The sequence below is a fragment of the Mesorhizobium sp. L103C105A0 genome, from assembly GCF_000502215.1.
GTDB lineage: Bacteria > Pseudomonadota > Alphaproteobacteria > Rhizobiales > Rhizobiaceae > Mesorhizobium.
The window spans coordinates 67,924-91,594 of the sequence record NZ_AYXF01000017.1 but is presented as its reverse complement, the minus strand read 5'-3'; the positions used below and the strand labels follow the sequence as shown (position 1 = coordinate 91,594).

General features: G+C 62.1%; 20 protein-coding genes. 14 read left to right on the top strand and 6 right to left on the bottom strand.

Going from position 1 to position 23,671, the window contains the following annotated elements:
• Window positions 1-28: 28 nt before the first annotated feature.
• Window positions 29-1,039 carry a DNA-directed RNA polymerase subunit alpha gene (locus X727_RS137445; RefSeq protein ID WP_023682599.1) on the top strand — a complete coding sequence of 337 codons (1,011 nt, stop codon included), beginning with the start codon at window positions 29-31 and terminating at the stop codon, window positions 1,037-1,039.
• A gap of 101 nt (window positions 1,040-1,140) precedes the next feature.
• Window positions 1,141-1,572, top strand: a complete 432-nt coding sequence (rplQ, locus tag X727_RS137450; protein ID WP_023691248.1) for a 50S ribosomal protein L17 — start codon at window positions 1,141-1,143, stop codon at window positions 1,570-1,572.
• 82 nt (window positions 1,573-1,654) lie between these two features.
• Here the strand turns inward: rplQ and X727_RS137455 are convergent, their stop codons facing one another.
• Entirely contained in the window at window positions 1,655-2,281 is a 627-nt protein-coding gene (locus X727_RS137455) for a hypothetical protein (protein WP_023752307.1), read from the bottom strand.
• Between the two features lie 140 nt (window positions 2,282-2,421).
• Here X727_RS137455 and X727_RS137460 point away from each other — a divergent pair, with 140 nt between their 5' ends.
• The 8 genes from X727_RS137460 (at window position 2,422) to X727_RS137495 (ending at window position 11,617) form a co-directional block, all read left to right on the top strand.
• Window positions 2,422-3,915, top strand: coding sequence for a DegQ family serine endoprotease (locus X727_RS137460; RefSeq protein WP_023835263.1), 1,494 nt, complete (start codon window positions 2,422-2,424; stop codon window positions 3,913-3,915).
• Window positions 3,916-3,962: 47 nt separating this feature from the next.
• Entirely contained in the window at window positions 3,963-5,273 is a 1,311-nt protein-coding gene (locus X727_RS137465) for a replication-associated recombination protein A (protein ID WP_023835262.1), read from the top strand.
• A 183-nt stretch (window positions 5,274-5,456) separates the two neighbouring features.
• On the top strand, window positions 5,457-6,287 hold the full coding sequence (locus X727_RS137470; RefSeq protein ID WP_023835261.1) for an aspartyl/asparaginyl beta-hydroxylase domain-containing protein: 831 nt from the start codon (window positions 5,457-5,459) through the stop codon (window positions 6,285-6,287).
• Between the two features lie 53 nt (window positions 6,288-6,340).
• Window positions 6,341-6,715 carry a fluoride efflux transporter CrcB gene (gene crcB, locus X727_RS137475; RefSeq protein ID WP_023688419.1) on the top strand — a complete coding sequence of 125 codons (375 nt, stop codon included), beginning with the start codon at window positions 6,341-6,343 and terminating at the stop codon, window positions 6,713-6,715.
• A gap of 133 nt (window positions 6,716-6,848) precedes the next feature.
• The gene (locus X727_RS137480; protein WP_023726804.1) at window positions 6,849-7,829 is read left to right on the top strand and encodes an RluA family pseudouridine synthase; all 981 of its coding nucleotides are present in this window, start codon (window positions 6,849-6,851) and stop codon (window positions 7,827-7,829) included.
• Between the two features lie 2 nt (window positions 7,830-7,831).
• Window positions 7,832-8,749: a DMT family transporter gene (locus X727_RS137485; RefSeq protein WP_023835260.1), complete on the top strand. Its 918-nt coding sequence runs from the start codon at window positions 7,832-7,834 to the stop codon at window positions 8,747-8,749.
• Window positions 8,750-8,760: 11 nt separating this feature from the next.
• A complete protein-coding gene (locus X727_RS137490; protein ID WP_023755197.1) occupies window positions 8,761-9,552 on the top strand; it encodes an ATP12 family chaperone protein in 792 nt (263 codons plus the stop codon).
• 178 nt (window positions 9,553-9,730) lie between these two features.
• Window positions 9,731-11,617, top strand: coding sequence for an MFS transporter (locus X727_RS137495; RefSeq protein WP_023682590.1), 1,887 nt, complete (start codon window positions 9,731-9,733; stop codon window positions 11,615-11,617).
• A gap of 93 nt (window positions 11,618-11,710) precedes the next feature.
• On the opposite strand, the gene X727_RS137500 is transcribed toward X727_RS137495, so the two are convergent.
• Entirely contained in the window at window positions 11,711-11,908 is a 198-nt protein-coding gene (locus tag X727_RS137500; protein ID WP_023688422.1) for a DUF2735 domain-containing protein, read from the bottom strand.
• Window positions 11,909-12,224: 316 nt separating this feature from the next.
• On the opposite strand from X727_RS137500, the gene X727_RS137505 reads away from it, so the two are divergent.
• Window positions 12,225-13,265: a glutamine synthetase beta-grasp domain-containing protein gene (locus tag X727_RS137505; protein WP_023688423.1), complete on the top strand. Its 1,041-nt coding sequence runs from the start codon at window positions 12,225-12,227 to the stop codon at window positions 13,263-13,265.
• Between the two features lie 138 nt (window positions 13,266-13,403).
• On the opposite strand, the gene glnA is transcribed toward X727_RS137505, so the two are convergent.
• Together glnA and X727_RS137515 are read right to left on the bottom strand one after the other, a co-directional pair.
• The gene (gene glnA, locus X727_RS137510; protein WP_023672775.1) at window positions 13,404-14,813 is read right to left on the bottom strand and encodes a type I glutamate--ammonia ligase; all 1,410 of its coding nucleotides are present in this window, start codon (window positions 14,811-14,813) and stop codon (window positions 13,404-13,406) included.
• 58 nt (window positions 14,814-14,871) lie between these two features.
• Complete coding sequence (locus X727_RS137515; RefSeq protein WP_006205430.1) at window positions 14,872-15,210, bottom strand: P-II family nitrogen regulator; 339 nt, start codon at window positions 15,208-15,210, stop codon at window positions 14,872-14,874.
• A 385-nt stretch (window positions 15,211-15,595) separates the two neighbouring features.
• On the opposite strand from X727_RS137515, the gene X727_RS137520 reads away from it, so the two are divergent.
• A complete protein-coding gene (locus tag X727_RS137520) occupies window positions 15,596-17,149 on the top strand; it encodes a bifunctional ADP-dependent NAD(P)H-hydrate dehydratase/NAD(P)H-hydrate epimerase (protein WP_023835259.1) in 1,554 nt (517 codons plus the stop codon).
• Window positions 17,146-19,146: a hypothetical protein gene (locus X727_RS137525; protein ID WP_023835258.1), complete on the top strand. Its 2,001-nt coding sequence runs from the start codon at window positions 17,146-17,148 to the stop codon at window positions 19,144-19,146. Before X727_RS137520 ends, X727_RS137525 begins: the two co-directional genes overlap by 4 nt.
• A 25-nt stretch (window positions 19,147-19,171) precedes the next feature.
• On the opposite strand, the gene X727_RS137530 is transcribed toward X727_RS137525, so the two are convergent.
• Both X727_RS137530 and X727_RS137535 read right to left on the bottom strand, forming a co-directional pair.
• Window positions 19,172-20,242, bottom strand: coding sequence for a M48 family metallopeptidase (locus tag X727_RS137530; RefSeq protein ID WP_023835257.1), 1,071 nt, complete (start codon window positions 20,240-20,242; stop codon window positions 19,172-19,174).
• Between the two features lie 6 nt (window positions 20,243-20,248).
• Window positions 20,249-21,781, bottom strand: a complete 1,533-nt coding sequence (locus tag X727_RS137535; protein WP_023734050.1) for an acyl-CoA carboxylase subunit beta — start codon at window positions 21,779-21,781, stop codon at window positions 20,249-20,251.
• A gap of 407 nt (window positions 21,782-22,188) precedes the next feature.
• Between X727_RS137535 and X727_RS137540 the strand changes: the two genes are divergently transcribed.
• Complete coding sequence (locus X727_RS137540; RefSeq protein WP_023835256.1) at window positions 22,189-23,625, top strand: DEAD/DEAH box helicase; 1,437 nt, start codon at window positions 22,189-22,191, stop codon at window positions 23,623-23,625.
• The last annotated feature ends 46 nt before the right edge of the window (window positions 23,626-23,671 follow it).

The following is a 23,671-nucleotide window of genomic DNA, read 5'->3' as shown; positions in this document are numbered from 1 at the left end:
GGTGGCGGGTCAACGGAAGGAAAGCATCATGATCCAGAAAAATTGGCAGGAACTGATCAAGCCGAACAAGATCGAGTTCTCGTCGAAGAAGAAGACGCTGACCACGCTGGTCGCCGAGCCGCTCGAGCGTGGCTTCGGCCTGACGCTCGGCAACGCGCTGCGCCGCGTGCTTTTGTCTTCGCTGCGCGGTGCGGCTGTCACCGCCGTGCAGATCGACGGCGTTCTGCATGAATTCTCGTCGATTGCCGGCGTGCGTGAGGACGTGACCGACATCGTCCTCAACATCAAGGAAATCGCCATCCGCATGGAAGGCGATGGTCCCAAGCGCATGGTCGTTCGCAAGCAGGGCCCGGGTGCGGTTCTGGCTGGCGACATCCAGACGGTTGGCGACGTCGAGATCCTCAACCCCGACCACGTCATCTGCACGCTGGACGAGGGCGCTGAAATCCGTATGGAATTCACAGTCGACACCGGCAAGGGTTACGTGCCGGCAGACCGCAACCGCGCCGAAGACGCGCCGATCGGCCTGATCCCGGTCGACAGCCTGTATTCGCCGGTCAAGAAGGTCTCCTACAAGGTCGAGAACACCCGCGAGGGCCAGGTTCTCGACTATGACAAGCTGACCATGACCATCGAGACCGACGGTTCGATCTCGGGCGAGGACGCGGTGGCATTCGCTGCCCGCATCCTGCAGGACCAGCTTGGCCTGTTCGTCAATTTCGACGAGCCGCAGAAGGAAGTCGCCACCGAGGCCGTCACCGAGCTCGCCTTCAACCCGGCGCTGCTCAAGAAAGTGGACGAGCTCGAGCTTTCGGTGCGTTCGGCCAACTGCCTGAAGAACGACAACATCGTCTACATCGGCGATCTCATCCAGAAGACCGAAGCCGAGATGCTGCGCACCCCGAACTTCGGCCGCAAGTCGCTGAACGAGATCAAAGAAGTGCTCGCGGCGATGGGCCTGCACCTCGGCATGGAAGTGCCGGACTGGCCGCCGGAAAACATCGAAGACCTCGCCAAGCGTTACGAAGACCAATATTGAGCATGAAGTCCAAGGATCGGCGGCGTGGGCCGCTCGATCCGACGGTCATGCGGAAAACCATCAGAGGCCGTGGCCTCTTGAACAACTGAAGGAAAAGAGCCATGCGCCACGGTTTTAAAGGCCGCCGCTTCGCCCGAAGCATTAGCCATCGCAAGTCGATGTTCGCCAACCTCGCCGTGTCGCTGCTCGAGCATGAGCAGATCGTCACCACCCTGCCGAAGGCGAAGGATTTGCGTCCGATCGTCGAGAAGCTGGTGACGCTCGGCAAGCGCGGCGACCTCCATGCGCGCCGCCAGGTCATTGCCCAGATCGGCAATGAAGGCGTCGTCAAGCGTTTGTTCGACACGATTGCGCCGCGCTACGCCGACCGCAACGGCGGCTATCTGCGCATCATGAAGGCGGGCTTCCGCCACGGCGACAATGCCGCCATGGCGGTCATCGAGTTCGTCGACCGCGACACCGACGCCAAGGGCGCCGGCGACCGCGCCCGCCTCGAAGCCGAAGGCGCCAACGAGGAAGCCACTGCCGCATAAGGCTCGGTTTTTCAGGAATGACTTCAAGGGGCCTTCGGGCCCCTTTTTGTTACCGGCGTCCTACGTTTAGCGTGTCTTACGTTTAGCGAGTAAGCATCAGGTAGTCGCGACCGCTAAGCAGATTCCAATTGAAGGCGCCGGGGATCTCTTCGAACGCCGGTTGGGGATAGGAATAGATACTGTCGAGGGTGGCGCGGGAATCTATATCGCTGACCACTCGCGACACGTTGGAATTGGTCAGGTATTTTTGGGCGTCCCCATCTTCGATGAAGTCTGTATCGACTCGGAAATGAATCTGAACGGGACCCGCGCAGATGTTCAGCAATATTTCGTCGCTCAAGGCGGCGTAGAACACCGCTGCCTCTTCTGGAGCCCAAAGGCCGGCAGTCAAGAATTCCGAAGGTGTCGTCTCTCCACTGAACCCATCCAATGAGAGCACAAGGCGATCGGTGAGAACCTCAAAATCACCTTCGAGATAGCCCGCTTCTTCGATCTGAAACCAGTTCATCCAATGAGGTGCTTCTTCATCAAAGGAAATTTCGAGCTTTCCGAAAGTCCAATAGACCGGAATCGTCTCTGCATGTTCAGTGATCCAGCCGTCAGGCGGACCTAGCATACCGGCGATGTCGATCATTTTCAGAGAAGGGAAAACAGGCCCAAAAGTGCCGGTCTTCAAAAAGTCACGGAATGACAGGAGTTGTTTTTTCATGAGGGCCGACGAAGGTTTTCAGTTTCAAGTCGACCTATAGCTGCTTTGATGCCCAAAATAATCGTATTTCAGCGGCTTAGCCTTTCATTTTGCACAATCGTCGGGACAATGCCCCCGAACTTGCCTTGGAGGATTCGCGAATGCGCGCCAACCGACTGTCTCTTGTTCTGCTCTTCGCCATGATGGCGTTCGCAGCCGCGCCGACAGTCAGGCAGGCTCTGGCCGAGGACGCCGCCAAGCCAGCCGATCCGGGGCTCTCCGATGTGCTGACCGACCTCCTGCATGGCGTCGAAGGCGAGAACGGCACCTCCGGTCCCGACAAGCGCGTGCCGTTCGGCCGCGAAGAGGTACAGCTGTCGTTTGCGCCCCTGGTCAAGCAGACGGCGCCGGCGGTGGTCAATGTCTATGCTTCGCAGACGGCCAAGGTCACGTCGCCCTTCGACGGCGATCCTTTCTTCGAGGAATTCTTCGGCCGCGCGCAGCCGCGCGCGCAATCATCGCTCGGCTCGGGCGTGCTGGTCGATCCAAGCGGCGTCGTCGTCACCAATTTCCACGTGATCAAGGATGCCGACGAGGTCAAGGTCGCGACCGCCGACGGGCGCGAATTCACCTCGAAGGTCATGCTCAAGGACGAGACGCTTGACCTCGCCGTGCTCAAGATCAACTCCGACAAGCCCTTTCCGGTGATCGCCATCGGCGATTCCGACGCGCTCGAGGTCGGCGACCTGGTGCTGGCCATCGGCAATCCGTTCGGCGTCGGCCAGACCACCACCAGCGGCATCGTGTCGGCGCTTGCCCGCAGCCATATCGGCGTTTCGGATTCGGGCTACTTCATCCAGACCGACGCCGCCATCAATCCCGGCAATTCCGGCGGCGCGCTGATCAACATGGGCGGCCAGCTGGTCGGCATCAACACCGCCATCTACAGCCGCAGCGGCGGCTCGATCGGCATCGGCTTTGCCATCCCGGCCAACATGGTGCGCGCCTTCGCCGACGCGGCCAAGGCCGGGCTCGATTTCTTCGAGCGGCCCTATATAGGCGCCGAGTTCGAAGCGGTCACACCGCAGATCGCCGAATCGCTTGGCATGGAGAAGCCGACCGGCGCGCTGGTGTCGTCGGTCGAGGAAGCCGGACCGGCGGCCAAGGCAGGGCTGAAGCCCGGCGACGTCGTGCTGCAGCTCAATGGCACGACCGTCGAAGGCATCGAGGCGCTGGACTACCGCATGGCGACCCTGTCGATCGGCACCAAGGCGACCTTCGCCATCCTGAGCAAGGGCCAGCAGGCGACGATGGAGATTGCACTGGAGCGCGCGCCGGAAGGCGCCAAGGCGTCGGAAGTGACGCTGCATGGCCGCAGCCCATTCTCCGGCGCCAAGGTCGCGGAACTGTCGCCCAGGCTCGCCCAGCGGCTTGGCCTGCGCACCGACCTCAAGGGCGTCACCGTGGTCGACATCAACCGCGATTCGCCGGCTGCCGATTTCGGCTTCCAGCCCGGCGACATCGTGCGCGAGGTGAACGGCAGCACCGTCGATACGGCGGCGACACTGGCGCAGCTTGCCCAGCAGGATACGCGCTGGTGGCGCTTTACCGTCGAGCGCGGCGGGCAGATACTGCGCCAGGTGTTGCGTTACTGAGGCGATCTTCCCATTTCTGAGGATCGTGCTCCAACCAGAAGACCTAGATGGCCGATCTGTTCAGCGTCGATGAACCGGAAAGAGCGCCGCCCGGCCGGCCTTTGGCCGATCGGCTGCGCCCGAAAAACCTTGGCGAGGTCGTCGGCCAGGAGCATCTGACCGGCCCCGACGGCGCACTGACGCGGCTCATCAACTCCGGTTCGCTCGGCTCGATGATTTTCTGGGGGCCACCCGGCACCGGCAAAACAACCGTGGCGCGACTGCTGGCCGGTGAGACAAGCCTTGCTTTCGAGCAGATATCGGCGGTGTTTTCCGGCGTCGCCGACCTGAAGAAAGTGTTCGAGGCAGCGAAGCTGCGCCGCACCAATGGCCGCCAGACGCTGTTGTTCGTCGACGAGATCCATCGCTTCAACCGCGCCCAGCAGGATTCGTTTCTCCCGGTCATGGAGGACGGCACGGTGGTGCTGGTCGGCGCCACGACCGAAAATCCGTCCTTCGAGCTGAACGCCGCGCTTCTGTCGCGAGCGCGGGTGCTGGTGTTTCACTCGCTGGGCGAGGACAGCATCGCCAAACTGATGACGCGGGCGGAGGAGACGGAGGGCAGGGCGCTGCCGCTCGACGACGAGGCGCGGGCGATGCTCATCCGCATGAGCGATGGCGACGGCCGGGCCTCGCTGACGCTGGCTGAGGAAGTCTGGCGCGCCGCCAAACCCGGCGAGGTTTTTGATCCCGAAGGGTTGCAGCGCATCGTGCAGCGCCGCGCGCCGATTTACGACAAGGGCCAGGACGGCCACTACAATCTGATCTCGGCGCTGCACAAATCGGTGCGCGGGTCCGATCCCGACGCGGCGCTCTACTATCTCGCCCGCATGTTCGACGCCGGCGAGGATCCGCTATATCTCGGCCGCCGCCTGGTGCGCATGGCGATGGAGGATATCGGGCTCGCCGACCCGCAGGCGCTGGTCGTGGCCAACGCCGCCAAGGACGCATACGACTATCTCGGCTCGCCCGAAGGCGAACTGGCCTTCGCCGAGGCCACCGTCTATCTCGCCACCGCGCCCAAATCCAACGCCGTCTATACCGCCTTCAAGGCAGCCACGCGGGCGGCGAAGGAGTTCGGTTCGCTGCTGCCGCCCAAGCACATCCTCAACGCGCCGACCAAGCTGATGAAAGAGGAGGATTACGGCGCCGGCTACCGCTACGATCACGACCAGCCCGATGCCTTTTCCGGCCAGGACTATTTCCCCGAAAAGATGGGCCGGCAGACCTTTTACGATCCGCCCGAACGCGGCTTCGAGCGCGATATCAAGAAACGGCTGGACTATTGGGCAAAGCTGCGCAGCGAGCGGGAAAAATAGGTGCGCGGGACAAACGGGACGAACTCGGCCTGCCCGCGATGAACTGAAATTCTGTCCCCGCCAGTCACAGCAGTGTGATTGTACCGCATGACAAAAAGCCCTATCACGTCGCATGACTCGGCCGGGAGGCTGCCAGGACGGGCGATAATTCGGAACGGGGACAGCGCGCCGCGCGAGCAGAAAATGACAAAATCCCTTCGCAAAATGCTTCGCCAGGCTGTGATTGCTGTCCCGCTGCTCGCGCTCGGATTCTATTTCATTCCGATCCTGACCGCGATCTGGATCGTCTGCGGCCTGATCGATGTACTGCGCAACGCCAATAGGGATCTGTCGCTGTTGCGCGGCTATTTCCTCGGCAATGGCATCTTCACCTGGCTGCTGTCGCCCTTCAATCTGCTGGTGGACCTCGTTTGCTACAGGAACCCGGGCGTGTGGAAGCTGGAGCAGTTTCCCGCCGATTATCAGCGCGAGGTCAACGAGGTTCTTGACGTCTTCAAGGCGCGAAAGGACGAGATCATCGCCGATATCGACGCCAATTTCGGCACCGGTCGTCGCGGCATGTATGTCTATCAGTGGTACGGCAAGCACCGGATCGACAATGTCGCGGAATTCAACAAGGATTTCAAATACATCAAGACCATTGCCGTGTCTGTCTTCAGAGGCAAGGAATCGACTTCCTGGCATTTCGGACCGCTGCGGCTCAGCCTGCGCATCCTTTACAATCTCTTGCCGGTGAAGGCAGAGGTTTTCGTCGAATGCAACGGCGCCAGGAATTACTGGCACGACAACCCGCTCTATATTTTCGACGACACGCTGCTGCACCGCTCGGTCAACGAGTATGACGGACGCCGCTACTGCGTGTTCATGGACATCATCCGGCCGTCGCCGTTCCCCGGCTTCATCGCCGGACTTCTGGCCATCGTTTCGGTCACCGTCGAGCGCATCAATTCCATGTTCTACAAGAACTGGAAGATGATCGGCTCGAGCAAGGCAAAGAAGGTCGAGACGACCTGAGGCGTTGGTCTGAAGGGATTGACCGCACTGCCTTGGCCGGGCAGTAAACGGGTATGTTCAATCTGCTTCTTGTTGTGGTCGGCGGCGGCATCGGCGCCGGCATCCGCCACCTGACCAACATCGGCGCCTTGCGCCTCGTCGGTCCCAACTACCCCTGGGGGACGATGGCGATCAACATCGTCGGCTCCTTTGCCATGGGGCTGTTCATCGCCGCGCTGATGCGGCGCGGCGGTTCCAATGAGCTCCGGCTGTTCGTCGCCACCGGCATCCTTGGCGGCTTCACCACCTTCTCCGCCTTTTCGCTCGATTTCGCGACCCTATGGGAGCGCGGAGCGACGCTGCCGGCGTTGGGATATGCGCTGGCCAGCGTCGTTGGCGCCATTATTGCCCTGTTTCTGGGACTTTGGCTCGCAAGAACCGTTTCATAGTGTTATTGCCCCGACCTGGAGCACGCCGCATCCTTTGGACGCGCTGCAGAAACTTTGATCTTGCGCATGATCCTTTCCGAAGGCCGGAGTAGATTTTCGGGGTCACGCGTTAGAAACGGATAAAGCGAAAATCATGGCAGGCGTAGAACAGATCACGGTGGAGGCCGGCGAGGCGGGCATGCGGCTCGATCGCTGGTTCAAGACCCATTTCCCCGGTCTCGGCTTTGGCCATCTGCAGAAGTTGCTGCGCTCGGGCCAGATCCGCGTCGATGGCGGCCGGGTCAAGGCCGACAGCCGTGTCGAGCCCGGCCAGGTGGTGCGTGTGCCGCCGCTCGAGGTCGACAAGAAGGGCGAGAGTGCGCTTACGGGTTACTCGATCCGCAACCAGGGCGACGCCGATGTGCTGGCCAAGATGCTGATCCACGAAGATCCAAAAGTCTTCGTCTTCAACAAGCCGGCGGGCCTGGCGGTGCAAGGCGGCTCGGGCGTCACCCGCAATGTCGACGACATGCTGGAGGCCTGGCGCAGCCAGAAGGGCGAGAAGCCGCGCCTGGTGCACCGGCTCGACCGCGACACGTCGGGCGTGTTGGTGGTTGCCCGCACCAGGCTTGCGGCGATGAAGCTTTCCGAGTCATTCCGGGCGCGCGAGACCAAGAAGACCTATTGGGCGCTGGTCAAGGGCGTCCCGCCCAAGCGTGAGGACAAGATCTCGACCTGGCTGATCAAGGAGCCGACCGAGGACGGCGACCGCGTGCGCGTGGCAGCCCATGGCGAAAAGGGCGCCGACCACGCCGTGTCCTACTATCGCATCATCGAGCAGGCGGCTCAGACGATGACCTGGCTGGAAATGGAGCCGTACACTGGCCGCACCCACCAGCTGCGCGTTCATGCCGCCTATATCGGCTGCCCGATCCTCGGCGACCCCAAATATTTCGAGGCCGACACCAACTGGGACTTTCCGGGCGGCATTCAGAACCGCCTGCATCTGCATGCGCGCCGCATCGTCATTCCGCACCCGGACAAGGGCATCATCGACGTCACCGCGCCGATGCCGCCGCATATGCGCCAGAGCTGGAACCTGATCGGCTTCGACGACGCCAGCGCGGAGGACTGACATTGGCCGTTGCCTCGGCATTGGATCGCCGCGATGCGGTCGATCTGGCGGCTGCTTCCATCATGGTCGGGCTGACCTTTTCCTGGGGGCTGAACTACGTCGCCGCCAAGATCTCCTATGCCGGCTTCGATCCGGTTTTCGTCTCGATCGCACGTTCGATCATTGGCGGGCTCTGTGTGCTCGGCTGGTGCTGGCTGCGCGGCATCAGGTTGTTTAAGGCCGACGGGTCGCTTGTCGCCGGCATCATTGTCGGCGTGCTGTTCGGCGTCGAGTTCCTGTGCCTCTATATCGGGCTGGAATACACGACCGTTGCTCGCAACACACTGCTGGTCAACACCATGCCGTTCTGGGTCCTGATCGGCGGCCATTTCCTGCTCGGTGAGCGTATCAACGCGCGCAAGCTTGGCGGGCTCGTTCTCGCCTTCTGCGGCCTGGTGGCGGTGTTTTCCGACGGGATTGCCGGCGGCACCGAGATGACCTTGATGGGCGATCTGCTCAGCCTCGGCTCCGGTATCCTGTGGGCGGCGACCAGCATCGTCATCAAGCGTTCGAAACTGGTCGAGACCAGTGCCGAGAAATTGCTGCTTTATCAGTTGGCCGGTGCGGCCATTGTCGGTGTCCTGGTGATGCCTTTCGCCGGCCCGCCGATCCGCGCGGTCAGTGCCTTGCCGGCATTGGCGCTGCTGTTCCAGTCGCTCTATATAGTTGCCTTCACCTATGTGCTGTGGTTCTGGCTGCTCAGGCGCTATCCGGCATCGGGCCTGTCGAGCTTCGCTTTTCTGTCGCCGGTGTTCGGCGTCCTCTGCGGCGCTATCATTCTGGGCGAGGCGCCGACGACCAGGATCTTTGTGGCGCTTGGGCTGATCGCTGTCGGCCTGATCATCGTCAACCGGCCGGCGCGCAAGCAGGTACCTGGATAGAAAGTTCGACCATGCGTGACATCCTCAACGACCTCGAAGCGGGAAAGCATCTGTCCGATCCGGATCCGGTGCGCCGCGCGCAGATCCAGATGAAGACGCACCTGCCGAAGCGCTTCTACAAGGACGTGTCGGTCGCAGCTGTGGAAGACGGTTTTGCCGTCCATCTCGACGGCAAGCCGGTGCGCACGCCGGGCAAGGCGCTGCTGGCGCTGCCGACCGAGAAGGCCGCCGCCCTGGTCGCCAATGAGTTCGCTGCACAGGGCGAGACCATCGACCCGGTCACGATGCCGGTGTTGCGTCTGGTCAACACCGCCATCGACGGCGTCGCCAGCGACCCGCAGGCGGTGCTGGAGGACGTCTTGCGGTTCGCCTCGTCCGATCTGACCTGCTACCGCGCCGACGCGCCGCAGCGGCTGGTCGAGCGGCAGAACCAGCATTGGGATCCGGTGATCGACTGGGCGAGGGCGACATTAGGGGCTCGGTTCAATCTCGCCGAGGGCATCATCCATGTCGAGCAGCCGCGCGAAAGCATCGCCGTCCTCGGCGCCCATCTTGCCCAGCGTGCCGAGCCGCTGCGGCTGGCCGCAATCCATGTCATGACTTCGCTGACCGGGTCGGCGCTGCTGGCGCTGGCGGTCGATTACGGTGCGCTCGATGGCGATGCGGCTTGGGCCGCCGGCCATGTCGACGAGGACTGGCAGATCGAGCATTGGGGCCAGGATGCCGAGGCTGTCGCACGCCGCTCGGCCCGCAAGCGCGACATGATGGCGGCCGTCGGCCTGCTCGATGCGCTGAAGACCTGATCCTCGGCCTTTTGCCGCGCTGCACCTAATACCAAAGTCATAAATCCAAGGTCTGTCTGCCTCCGGCGGTCGCTTTCTGTCATTTTTTACGCCGATGTCGGGTTCGAGTCGCGTTCGGAGGGAACGCCGACGATGACGCCCAGCATCGAAGGCAGACGATTCACGGGAGGACAGTTCAATGGCATTGGCATCGACCGCCGGCGGAGCCAGCCGCGGCATGACACGAGAGGAGAAGAAGGTCATCTTCGCCTCCTCGCTGGGCGCGGTTTTCGAATGGTATGATTTCTATCTCTACGGAGCGTTGGCCGGCGCGATCGGCTTGACCTTCTTCAACTCGTTTCCCGAAAGCACCCGCTACATCTTCACGCTGCTGGTCTTCGCCGCCGGCTTCATCGTGCGCCCGTTCGGCGCGCTGGTGTTCGGCCGCATCGGCGATCTCGTCGGCCGCAAATACACATTCCTTGTCACCATCATGATCATGGGTCTGTCGACTTTCCTTGTCGGCCTGCTTCCGGGCTCAGAGACACTGGGCATTCTGGCGCCGATCCTGTTGATCGCGCTTCGCATGCTGCAGGGCCTGGCGCTTGGCGGCGAGTACGGCGGCGCCGCGACCTATGTCGCGGAACATGCGCCGGATGACCGTCGCGGCTTCTACACCTCATGGATCCAGACGACGGCGACGCTCGGCCTTTTCCTGTCGCTGATTGTCATCCTGCTGGTGCAGAATTCGGTAAGCAAGGACGCCTTCAACGCCTGGGGATGGCGCATTCCGTTCCTGGTCTCGGCTATCCTGCTCGGCATTTCGGTCTGGATCCGGCTGTCGCTTTCGGAATCGCCGACCTTCCTGCGCATGAAGGAGGAGGGCAAGAGTTCCAAGGCGCCGCTGTCGGAAGCCTTCGGCCAATGGAAAAACGCCAAGATCGCCATCCTGGCGCTGTTCGGCCTCACCGCCGGTCAGGCCGTGGTCTGGTACAATGGTCAGTTCTACGCACTGTTCTTCCTGGCCAATGTGCTCAAGGTCGACGCGCAGTCGGTGAACATCATGATTGCCATTGCGCTGGCACTCGGTACGGGCTTCTTCGTCTTCTTCGGCTGGCTGTCCGACAAGATCGGCCGCAAGCCGATCATCATGGCCGGCCTTGCGCTGGCGGTCGTCACCACCTTCCCGCTGTTCAAGGCGTTGACCTGGGCCGCCAATCCGGCGCTCGCCACCGCACAGCAGAACACGCGCGCCACGGTGACGGCGGCTCCGGGAGACTGCAACTTCCAGTTCAATCCGACCGGCACGCGTGTACCGGTCAGTTCGTGCGATATCGCGACCGATTTCCTTGCCAAGAACTCGGTGCCTTACGACATCGTCTCGACGGCGGCGGCGGGGACCCCGGCGAGTGTCATGATCGGCAGCGAAACCGTGGCGTCTTATGATGCCAAGGCCGCGGGCGACAAGAAGGCTGCCAGTGACGCTGCCTTCAAGAAGGGTATCAACCTCGCGCTTCAGGGTGGCGGTTATCCGCTGAAGCGTGCTGCCGCCAAGGTTGCCGACCAGAAGCTCGACGCCTTTGTCGCGGCCAATCCTGAACTGAAGCTCGACGCGGCAGCCATCCGCGCCGGCGAAAAGACCGCAGTCCCGACCGAACAGGCGATCAAGGACAAGGTGCTGACCAAGGACGAAGCCGCGGGCGCCACCGAGGTGACCGTCTACAGCGTTCCGGCAGCGGGCGCCTTCGCGATGTTTGCCGACCCCGCACAGGTCAACTGGGCAAAGGTCATCGGCATCCTGTTCATCCTGGTCCTCTACGTGACCATGGTCTACGGGCCGATCGCGGCGATCCTGGTCGAGATGTTCCCGACACGCATCCGCTACAGCGGCATGTCACTGCCCTATCACATCGGCAATGGCTGGTTCGGCGGCCTGCTGCCCGCGATCGTGTTCGCGTTCAGCGCCTACAAGGGCGATATCTATTACGGCCTTTGGTATCCGGTGGTGATCGCGGCGGTGACGCTGATCATCGGCATGATCTTCGTCAGGGATACGCTCGGCACCGACCTGCATACCAAGCAGTAGCCGACGGCTCTGTATCAAACACAAACCCGGCGCGAGCGATCGCGCCGGGTTTTTGATTTGTGGGCCTGTTCGATCTATCAGCGCGGAAGACGCCTAGCTCTTGCGAGGCTGTTCGGCCTCCGCAATGGCGGCCTCATGATACCAGGCCTCGCCATGGGCAAGCGGGTGATCGCGCAGCGAAGCAAGCTCTGCCGCAAACTTGGCCTTTACGCCTAAATTTGAGGCAGTTACACGCGATGCCGCCGGGAATATCAGGATTTTGGCCGACGGACGGGCTGAGGTGATTTCCATGGTCGGTCTCCTTTCTTCTGGAGAGGCTCTTCGATTCATCTTTCCATCAAGGTAGGTCCTGCAATCCTTTTAGGCAAGATGCCTAAAGAAAGATCTGCATTTGCCTGTTATTTAAGCAAATTCTGCCTTTGATTGATCCGGGCGCATTGCTTAGGCGGCTTGCCATCACCGGCGGGATGAAAGGGCATTTTTGCCGCACCCTGACCAACTGAAGTGGCACACGATTTGCATTTTATCGACCGGCAGCTGGGCTGCTGGATGGCTCGGCGCGCCGGCGTCATCCAGGTTCGGTGATCAAGCAACGAGAGGCTCTAGAATGACGAAATACAAGCTCGAGTATATCTGGCTCGATGGTTACACCCCGGTCCCCAATCTTCGCGGCAAGACCCAGGTCAAGGAGTTCGCCGAGTTCCCGACGCTCGAGCAGCTGCCGCTGTGGGGCTTCGACGGTTCTTCGACGCAGCAGGCCGAAGGCCACAGCTCCGACTGCGTGCTGAAGCCGGTCGCCGTGTTCCCGGATCCGGCCCGCAGCAATGGCGTGCTGGTGATGTGCGAAGTGATGATGCCAGATGGCGTGACGCCGCATGTGTCCAACAAGCGCGCCACCATCCTCGACGACGAAGGCGCCTGGTTCGGCTTCGAGCAGGAGTATTTCTTCTACAAGGACGGCCGTCCGCTCGGCTTCCCCGAGAGCGGCTATCCGGCGCCGCAGGGCCCGTACTACACCGGCGTCGGCTATTCGAATGTCGGCCCGATCGCGCGCCAGATCGTCGAGGAGCATCTCGACCTTTGCCTCGCAGCAGGCATCAACCATGAAGGCATCAACGCCGAAGTGGCCAAGGGCCAGTGGGAATTCCAGATTTTCGGCAAAGGCTCCAAGAAGGCCGCCGACCAGATGTGGATGGCCCGCTATCTCTTGCAGCGCCTGACCGAAAAGTACGAGATCGACATCGAGTATCACTGCAAGCCGCTCGGCGACACCGACTGGAACGGCTCGGGCATGCACGCCAACTTCTCGACCGCCTATATGCGCGAAGTCGGCGGCAAGGCCTATTTTGAAGCGCTGATGGCTCAATTCGACAAGAACCTGATGGACCACATCGCCGTCTACGGCCCGGACAACGACAAGCGCCTGACCGGCAAGCATGAGACCGCTCCGTGGAACCGCTTCAGCTACGGCATCGCCGACCGAGGCGCCTCGATCCGCGTGCCGCATTCCTTCGTCAACAATGACTACAAGGGTTACCTGGAAGACCGCCGTCCGAACTCGCAAGGCGACCCCTACCAGATCGCTTCGCAGATCCTGAAGACCATCGCGGAGGTTTCGACCAGCGCGCAGGTTTCGGCGGCTGCCTAAGCATCTATAGCGGCGCAGGCTTCGTAAGCCTGCGCCGTAGCCTGCTGCTACCACGTCTACGGTCTGCTATTGGTCAAACAAAAACCCCGGCGTCTGAACTGACGACCGGGGTTTTTCCTTGTCGCTGAGGCTTATCGTTCAGACCGAATAGTACATGTCGTATTCGACCGGATGCGGGGTCATTTCGAAGCGCATCACTTCGGCCATCTTGAGCTCGATATAGCTGTCGATCTGGTCGTCGTCGAAGACGCCGCCGGCTTTCAGGAAGCCGCGGTCCTTGTCCAAGCTTTGCAGCGCTTCGCGCAGCGAACCGCAGACGGTCGGAATCTTCTTCAGTTCCTTCGGCGGCAGATCGTAAAGATCCTTGTCCATCGGCTGTCCCGGGTGGATCTTGTTCTTGATGCCGTCGAGGCCGGCCATCAGCATGGCGGCGAAAGCGAGGTAGGGGTTCGCGCCCGGATCGGGGAAGCGGACCTCGACGCGCTTGGCTTTCGGCGACGAGCCGAACGGAATGCGGCAGGAGGCCGAACGGTTGCGCGCGGAGTAGGCGAGCAGCACCGGGGCTTCATAGCCAGGCACAAGGCGCTTGTAGGAGTTGGTCAGCGGGTTGGTGAAGGCGTTGATGGCCTTGGCGTGCTTGATGATGCCGCCGATGTAGAACAGGCACGACTCCGACAGGCCGGCATATTCATTGCCGGCGAAGGTCGGCTTGCCGTTCTTCCAGATCGACTGGTGGACGTGCATGCCCGAGCCGTTGTCGCCGAAAATCGGCTTCGGCATGAAGGTGGCCGTCTTGCCATAGGCGTTGGCGACCTGGTGCACGACATATTTGTAGATCAGCATCTTGTCGGCGTTGCGGACCAGCGTGTCGAACTTGATGCCGAGCTCGTGCTGGGCAGCGGCAACCTCGTGATGGTGTTTTTCGACGCGCACGCCCATTTCGGCGAGCACGGTCAGCATTTCGGAGCGCATGTCCTGCGCGCTGTCGATCGGCGGCACAGGGAAGTAGCCGCCCTTGACGCGCGGGCGGTGGCCGAGATTGCCGGTCTCGTAGTCGGTGTCGTCATTGGACGGAAGTTCGGTCGAGTCCAGCTTGAACCCGGTGTTGTAGGGATCGGCCTTGTACTTGACGTCGTCGAAGACGAAGAACTCGGCTTCGGGGCCGACATAGATGGTGTCGCCGATGCCTTCGGCCTTCATGTAGGCCTCGGCCTTCTTGGCAGTGCCGCGCGGATCGCGGTTGTAGGATTCGCCGGAGACCGGATCGAGAATGTCGCACAGGATGACCATGGTCGACTGGGCGAAGAACGGATCCATGTGGACGGTGTCCGCATCGGGCATCAGCACCATGTCGGACTCGTTGATCGCCTTCCAGCCGGCGATCGAGGAGCCGTCGAACATGACGCCGTCGGCGAACATGTCTTCCTCGACCTCGATGACATCCATCGTCACGTGCTGCAGCTTGCCCTTCGGATCGGTGAAGCGCAGGTCGACGAATTTCACGTCGTTGTCCTTGATCTGCTTCATGATGTCTTTGGCTGTCGTCATGTCGTTTCTTCCCTGTGTGATGACGTTTCGAGGAGACGTTAATCTGAAATCAGAAAGCTCAGACGGCGTCCATCCCCGTTTCGCCGGTACGGATGCGAACGACCTCCTCGATATTGGAGACGAAGATCTTGCCGTCGCCGATGCGGCCGGTCTGCGCCGCCTTGCGGATGGCTTCGATGGCGCCTTCGACGGCGTCGTCGCCCAGCACGACTTCGATCTTCACCTTGGGCAGGAAGTCGACGACATATTCGGCGCCGCGATAGAGTTCGGTATGGCCTTTCTGGCGGCCAAAGCCCTTGGCCTCGGTGACGGTAATGCCTTGCAGACCGGCCTCCTGAAGCGCTTCCTTCACTTCGTCTAGCTTGAACGGCTTGATGATCGCTTCGATCTTTTTCATGTAAAAAGTGGCCTCCACTGCCAAAAAAACGGGTTGTGCGCCCCGCTTGCGCCTCCATCAAGCACGAACCGTGCCAATTTCAGCCCACGCGAAGCGGTTTCGCGCAATTCCAATGCCGCGCCGCGCCGGGATGCACATTCGCGTCATCCTCTGCTTCGGCTGCGGCAAAGCTGCCCGAAGCCTACACATTGCCGCTTCGGGCGTCTGCACGATAATTAGGCAGATTGCGCATTTTGCAGGCCCGCGCGGATCCGTGGCACCAGTCTGCGAAAGGATTGGCCGCACGCCAACGCAGCACCTGGCCGTTTGCTTCGAATCCGAAACTGGACAATGCTCGATAGGGACAAAGGGGTCGGCCTTGAACGAAATGCGGGATCGGCAATCCATGAGCAATGAAGTCCTGTCGCCGGCCGAGATGGGCGAGGCCGACCGGCTGGCGATCGCGGCCGGTCCGCTCGACGGCTATGGCCTGATGCAGCGCGCCGGCGAAGCGGTCGCTGCTGTGGTCCTGGCACGCTATCCCGCAGCAAGCCGCGTGCACGTGCTGTGCGGCCCCGGCAACAATGGTGGCGACGGCTATGTTGTAGCGCGGTTGCTGGCCGAGGCTGGTGTGAATGTGGCGCTCTGGGCCGAAGGCAAGCAGAAGCCCGGGAGTGATGCGGCGCGAGCTTCCGAGGCCTGCAATCTGCCGGTCGAGCACATCGGACACTGCTACCCGGAACCGGGTGAAGTCGTCGTGGACGCGCTCTATGGTGCGGGATTGTCGAAGAAGATATCCCTGCATGCCTCTGCCGTCTCAGGATTGGCCGCGGCGGAGCGCGTGCCTGTGGTGTCAATCGACCTGCCTTCTGGCGTGTCGGGCGAGACCGGCTTGAGCAACGCTTATTTCAAGGCCGACGTGACGGTGACGTTCGTGCGGAAAAAGCCCGGCCATCTGCTGATGCCGGGGCGCAGCCTCTGCGGCGAGATCATCGTCGCCGATATCGGCATTCCGGATGCGATCGTCGATGAGTTCAAGATCAAGACGTTCGAGAACACGCCTGACTTCTGGCTATACAGTTTTCCGAAAACGGCGGTCGATACACATAAGTATAAGCGCGGCCACGTCAGCGTCTTTTCCGGCGGGCCGAGCGCGACAGGTGCGGCGCGGCTGTCGGCGATGGCTGCAGCCAGAGCCGGGGCAGGGGCGGTGACCGTGCTCTCGCCTGAAAATGCCATGCAGGTAAACGCCGCGCATCTGACATCGATCATGCTGCGCGAGGCCGGTTCGATGGAGGAAGTGCAGGAATTTTTGTCGGCGAGGCACCCCGAAGTACTTGTGTTCGGACCAGGGCTCGGGCCGAAACCCAAGGTGGGGGATTTCGCGTTGCAATTGATCGCGACGGTCGCTGACCTAAACCGCACGTCGACGAGTTCATTCGGAATTCAGCGCCCTGCCATTGTCTTGGATGCTGACGCCATCACGTCATTGGCGCATCAGCCTCAGGCCCTGTTCGACGCCGCGCTGCTCCCGTTGGCGGCGGTTTTGGTGCTGACGCCGCATGAAGGCGAATTCGCCAGACTTTTTCCCGACATCGCGAAGGACAAGAAGCAGTCGAAACTCGCCAAGGCGCGCGCAGCCGCTGAACGAGCCAACGCCATCATGGTCTACAAGGGCGCCGACACCGTCATCGCGGCGCCGGACGGCCGCGCGGTGATCAACGCCAATGGTGCACCATGGCTCGCCACCGCCGGTTCCGGCGACGTGCTGGCGGGCATTGTCGCCGCGCTGCTGGCGCAGGGCCTGCAGGCATTCGAGGCCGCCTGCGCAGCGGTCTGGATTCATGCCGAGGCCGGCAGCCGCTTCGGACCGGGTCTGATCGCCGAGGATCTGCCGCTGGCGCTGGTGCCGGTGCTGCGTGAACTTGTCGAGGCGCGGCAGAAGGTGCCGATCGGATGAAGCGTTTCGCGCTCGCCATTGCAGCCATCATCGCGCTGTTCGCCTCGCATGGCGTGCGCGCTGAGCAGCCGGTGACCATCGTCGACGATCCGGCGGTGCTCGCCGCCCTCGATGCCAAGGGGTTTGGCTTCGCCGGCATTTTCGCCGTCGACGGCGCGGACGATCTGAAGACGCTCTACAGTGAGGTGCCGGCCTATCGTGCTGTTGTCGACATGGTGGCGGCCGATATTGCCACGCTGCGGGCCGAGATAAAGGCCGGCGGGCGCACGCTCTACGAGGTGACCGACGGCAATGTCGGCCGCATCATGGATATGCGCTGGCTGAAGACCGAGGCCGCGCGCTTCCGCCTGGTCGGCGTCGTCAACCGGCTGGACCGGCGTGACTTCACCGCGCTGCAAGGTGACAAGAGCTGTGGCGAGGTGCGCTTTGTCTATCGCCTGGCCTACAGTTTCCGCAAGAACGGCAAGGTTCTGGCATCGCGGCTGCCATTCAATTTCAACGCCGTCTACAGCGTGGCGCCGGATGCCGATGGCGGCTGCGTCGGCGTTGCCGGGCGCTGGACACCGCAGATCGACGAAAACGTCGATGCCGGCTGGCTGGTCGGCGGGCCGCTGGCACCGGAGGAACTGACTTTCAAACAGCTCGAACTCAACGCGCAAGTGGTGCGCTTTCCCTCGGGCCAGGAGACCGAGTTCGGCGGGCAGGCGGCCTATCTGATGCGGATCTTCGGCATCGATGGCGCTACCGTCAGCGAGAATCCGCTGGAGAATACGCCAGACGTCGCGCGGCTCTCCGACGATGCTGCACTCAAGAAGGGGCTCGCCGACTACGTCAGCGCCAATGTCGCGGCGGTCGATCTCGGCGTCTACGAAATCCCCGACGAATTCCTGGCGAAGAAAATCATCTCGTGGTCGACCTTCGGCAGCGCGAGACGGGCCAACCATCCGTTCACGCCGCTGTTCCAGCCAGCGGATTTCGCCGGCTTGGACTATGCGGCGCTAAAGCTGGTGCGGACACCGGAGGCGCTGGTCGAGCGGCTGGACAATGGCGCCTGCCAGGGCTGCCACCAGGCGGGCTCGACGGCCGGCTTTCACTTCATCGGCCTCGACGACAAAACGACGTCGCCTCTCAACCGGATCGAGGTCGGCATCTCGCCGCATCTCCATGCCGAGATTCCGCGACGTGAGGCCTGGCTGCGCGCGACGGAAGAAGGCAAGGAGCCGAACCGCTACCGGCCGCTGTCCTTCGCGCCGCCAGCGACATGGACCGATGCCGGCGATGTCGACTACGCCCCGGCCGAGATGGCGATGCCGTGCCTGATGCCGGATGATGCAAAACGCTTCGGCGCGACCTGGCAATGCGGTGGCGGCACCGTCTGCACGCCGCTCGCGACGGCTTCAGGCGTGCATACCGCGTTGGCGCAATGTCTGTTGCCCACGGACAGTCCAAAGATGTTTTCGGGCCATCCCTGCCTGACCGGGTCGATCGCCAGCAACCCGTCTCAGCCGTTCAACGACCGCTACAAGATCACCGGCCAGTTCGCGGCTTTTGCGCCGACCTTTTCGCGGACCGCCTACACCTGCCGGCCACCGAAAATCGGCGTACCGGCAGGCATCGCTTATCGCGCCTGCGACGACAAGGACCGCAGCTTCGCCGCATTCAAGACGGGCAAGCCGATGCCATCGGAAATTTGCGGCATGGTCGGCGGCAAGAAATTCGACACCTGCGTCGCCACCAACAATTTCGACCAGTGCCTCGGCGGCGCGGTCAACCGCGGCAACCGTCCAGCCTGCTCGGCTGATCATTTCTGCCGCGAGGACTATATGTGCCAGTCGCTGCCGCCGGACACGCCGGGTGCTGCCAAGGTGAAAGGCATCGGCTACTGCTCGCCGACCTATTTCATCTTCCAGATGCGCATCGATAATCACGCGACGCCCTGGGCGAGCGCGACCAGCGCCCCCAGGGATGCGGGGTTCGGGGCGGCGGAAGAGGAGTGAGCCTGCGAGTTGGGCGACCACCAGTTCAGCGCTGGAGATAGTCTTCCATCCGCGCAGTCCATTTGGTGTCGAATTCCGAAATGTGGCGCTGTGCTACGCTCGAGTTCAGCAGCGTCGAGAGCGCGGTCACGGCGATCGGGTCCAGGTCGGGCGGCTCCGTGTAGCCAAGCGCCGCCAGCCGTTGAGCCAATGATGGATGGGTGGACTTTGCGTCATCCGGGCTTGCCCACGCCTTGCGGGCGCAAACATCGAGGCAAATGGGTTCTCGCAGCTGGCCGGCAGCTTCCAGCATGCGCTCGAGCGGCGGTCGCGGCGGACGCAAAGCACCTCGCAATTCATGCTGCAAAGGGTCATAGACCGTCTCCGTGAAATGCACGTCTGCCGTGGCAAGAAGCAACAGCGCGCGTGCGGCGTGCTCGGCGTCGCCGGAGGATGCCGCGTGACGATCTGCCTTGATCTCCGCTTCGCGCGAAAGCCGGATTTCTTCCCGCTCGAACGATTGCGACAGCCAGCCGATAGCGGCGTGGAGCAGGCTGCCTGTGATCGTGGTTCCGGGCGGGGCATACTCGAAGACAAATCCGAAACCGTTTTCGAACTCAGCGAGATTGAGGCTGCCATTGGTATCCTTGTTGCGCACATGCGCGTCCTCATGGGCAAGGATCGCGGCAAGCGCTCTTTCATCGGTCACTGCGAGGAGAGGGATGCCAATGGTTAGAAACAGCCGATTGCCGAGAAGGCCGAGAAGCGTGCGCTCTTCGCGCACGCTGGCGTTCAGGTTGCCCTCTAGTATGACAACCGTGCGCGCAGCACGGTGCGGTCCGGCGACGCTCCGCCACAGCGCCCACAGGCCGGGCGCTTCTGCTTCACTGACGCCTTTGATCTTGCTGCGTCGGAAGCCCGCAAACAATGTGCCGAACAGAAATGCCAAGGCCGTGGTGGCGATCGGCATGACGACGAAGCCGCTGGCGATAAACCAGATTGGATGGTTGTCGAGCAGGGACATCCAGACGCAGAAGATGATGAGAGCGGGAACAACAAAAAACAGGACCGTGAACCTGCCAAACCGCCGACCGGCGCTGATGATCAGTCGCGACATTGGATGTTACAACGGGATGTTGTCGTGCTTCTTCCAAGGGTTCTGCATGTCCTTGTTGCGCAGCATGCGCAGTGCCCGGGCAATGCGGCGGCGGGTCGAATGCGGCATGATCACCTCGTCGACATAGCCGCGTTCGGCGGCGACGAAGGGCGACAGGAAACGGTCCTCGTAAGCCTTTGTGTGAGCTGCGATCTTTTCGGCGTCGCCAATATCCTTGCGGTAGATGATCTCGACCGCGCCTCTCGCCCCCATCACCGCGATCTGCGCCGTCGGCCAGGCATAGTTCATATCGCCGCGCAGATGTTTTGAGGCCATCACGTCATAGGCGCCGCCATAGGCTTTGCGGGTGATGACCGTGATTTTCGGCACGGTCGCCTCGGCGTAGGCAAACAGGAGTTTCGCGCCATGCTTGATCAGGCCGCCATATTCCTGCGCGGTGCCGGGCAGGAAGCCGGGGACGTCGACGAAGGTGACGATGGGAATGGAAAAACAGTCGCAGAAGCGCACGAAGCGCGCCGCCTTGCGGCTTGCGTCGGAATCGAGCACGCCGGCCAGCACCATCGGCTGGTTGGCGACGAAGCCGACGGTGCGGCCTTCGACGCGGCCGAAACCGGTGACGATGTTCTTGGCAAAGTTCTGCTGGATCTCGAAGAAATCGCCTTCATCGGCAACTTTGAGGATCAGCTCCTTGATGTCGTAAGGCTTGTTGGCGTTGTCTGGGATCAGCCGGTCGAGCGACAGATCATGGTCGGTGACCGACTGGTAGCACTCGATCTCAGGAAGCTCCGACGTATTTGACGCGGGCAAAAGGTCTACCAGCCGGCGCATCTGCAACAGCGCCTCGACGTCATTGTCGTAGGCGCCATCGGCGATCGAGGATTTCGTCGTGTGGACGGACGCGCCGCCAAGGCTCTCGGCCGTCACCGTCTCGTTGGTGACCGTTTTGACCACATCCGGCCCGGTGACGAACATGTAAGAGGTGTCGCGCACCATGAAGATGAAGTCGGTCATCGCAGGCGAATAGACGTCGCCGCCGGCGCACGGGCCCATGATCACGGAAATCTGAGGAATGACGCCGGATGCGAGCACGTTGCGCTGAAAGATCTCGGCATAGCCGCCTAGCGCCGCCACGCCTTCCTGGATGCGGGCGCCGCCGGCGTCGTAGATGCCGATGATCGGCGCGCGATTACGCAGCGCCATCTCCTGCACCTTGATGACCTTTTCGGCGTGCGCCTCCGACAGCGAGCCGCCGAAGACGGTAAAGTCCTTGGCGAAGAGATAGACCGGACGGCCATTGACGGTGCCCCAGCCGGTGACGACACCATCGCCGGCGATCTTGGTTTTCTCCATGCCGAAGTCGGTCGAGCGATGCTCGACATACATGTCGAACTCCTCGAACGAGCCTTCGTCGAGAAAGACCTCGATACGTTCGCGCGCCGTCAGCTTGCCCTTCTTGTGCTGGGCGTCGATGCGGGCCTGGCCGCCACCCATGCGGGCGATCTCGCGGCGGCGCTCGAGTTCCTTCAGCACGTCCTTCATCGCTCGGTCTCCAGAAATGGCAGCTGCATTTGTGGTAATGATGCCTGCAGGCGTGTGCAAGCGCCGCTTTCGGCCTCGATTATTGCGCTGCAACATGTGGCCCCTTGCATTCCGGAGCGAACTCAGCCATATGCAGCCCATAGGCGCTTGGGCCGGAGATTCCGGCCTTCTCGACAAATGAGACTGGTTGCGTCTGTTTTCCCTCTTTCCGGTATATCGGCCTCTCTTTCCGATACATCACGAAGTGGCGAAAGAGCCCCGTGGCATGACGCCTGCGGGCACGACAGCGCAGCCGAGTGGACGTTACCGTCCGCCCGCCTTGTCGTTTCATATCAAATTTTTCGACGGCAGGTTGCGCCCTGCCGCCATCGATGTTTGCGGCCAAGACCGCGTGAAAGAAGACTATTTTGACCGACGAAAACACCTCAGCCGGTAACGCAATCTCGACCGGCACCACTGCGGACCTTACCGGTTTCGCAGCTCTTGGGATCACCGGCGCGCTGCTCAAGGCGACGCATGGCGCCGGCTTCACCGAGCCGAAGCCGATCCAGACGCAGGCGATCCCGCCGCAGATGGAAGGCCGTGATATCTTCGGCATCGCCCAGACCGGCTCCGGCAAGACCGCGGCCTTCGCGCTGCCGATCCTGTCGAAGATCATCGCGCTCGGCACCAAGCGCCGGGCCAAGACCACCCGTGCGCTGATCCTGGCGCCGACGCGCGAACTCGCCGTCCAGATCGAGGACACCATCAAGATCCTCGCCAAGGGCGCGCATGTCTCAACCGCTCTCGTGCTTGGCGGCGTCTCGCGCTTCAGCCAGGTGAAGAAGGTTGCGCCCGGCGTCGACATCCTGATCGCCACGCCCGGCCGCCTGACCGACCTGGTGCGCGAGGGCGACCTCATCCTTTCCGACACCAAATGGCTGGTGCTCGACGAGGGCGACCGCATGCTCGACATGGGCTTCATCAACGACGTCAAGCGGATCGCCAAGGCGACCGCGCCCGACCGTCAGACGGTGCTGTTCTCGGCCACCATGCCCAATGAAATCGCCGAACTGGCGAAGGGCCTGTTGAAGAACCCGATCCGCGTCGAAGTCGCGCCGCAGAGCACCGCTGCTGCCGAAATCGTGCAGGGCGTTGTCTTTGCCCGCACCAAGCAGAAGCGCCAGGTGCTGTCGACGATGCTCGCCGACGAAGCGATGAAGTCCGTCATCATCTTTTCGCGCACCAAACATGGCGCCGACCGGGTGACCAAGGACCTCGAACGCGACGGCTTCAAGGCCGCCGTCATCCACGGCAACAAGTCGCAGAACGCCCGCCAGAAGGCGCTCAACGATTTCCGCGAGGGCTCGGTGCGCATTCTTGTGGCGACCGACATCGCGGCGCGCGGCATTGACGTTCCCGGCATCAGCCATGTGGTGAATTTCGACCTGCCGGATGAGGCCGAAAGCTATGTCCACCGCATCGGCCGTACCGGCCGTAACGGCATGGACGGCATCGCCATCACGCTTTGCGATCCTTCCGAAAACAGCAAGCTGCGTCAGGTCGAGCGCATCATCCGCAGCAAGCTGCCGATCGTTGCCGACCATCTCGGCAGCCCGGATCCGGTGCGCAATCCGGCCGAAAAGAACGAGCGCTTCGAGCCCGCCAATGATCGCAACGACCGCAATGGCCGTCGCGACGGCAGGCGGCCCGGTGGCCAGAACAACGGCTTCGCCAAGAAGCGTTTTGGTGACAAGCCGGCCTTTGCGGGTGCAAGCGAGCGCAAGCCGGAAGGCGCCAAGGCCTTCAAGGGCAACAACAAGCGCCGCTTCGGCGGCAAGCGGCCCGCGGCGCGGGCTGCCTGATCAGACGAACCGGTCAGGCTCGTCGAGCCTGGCTTGATTGCTGACG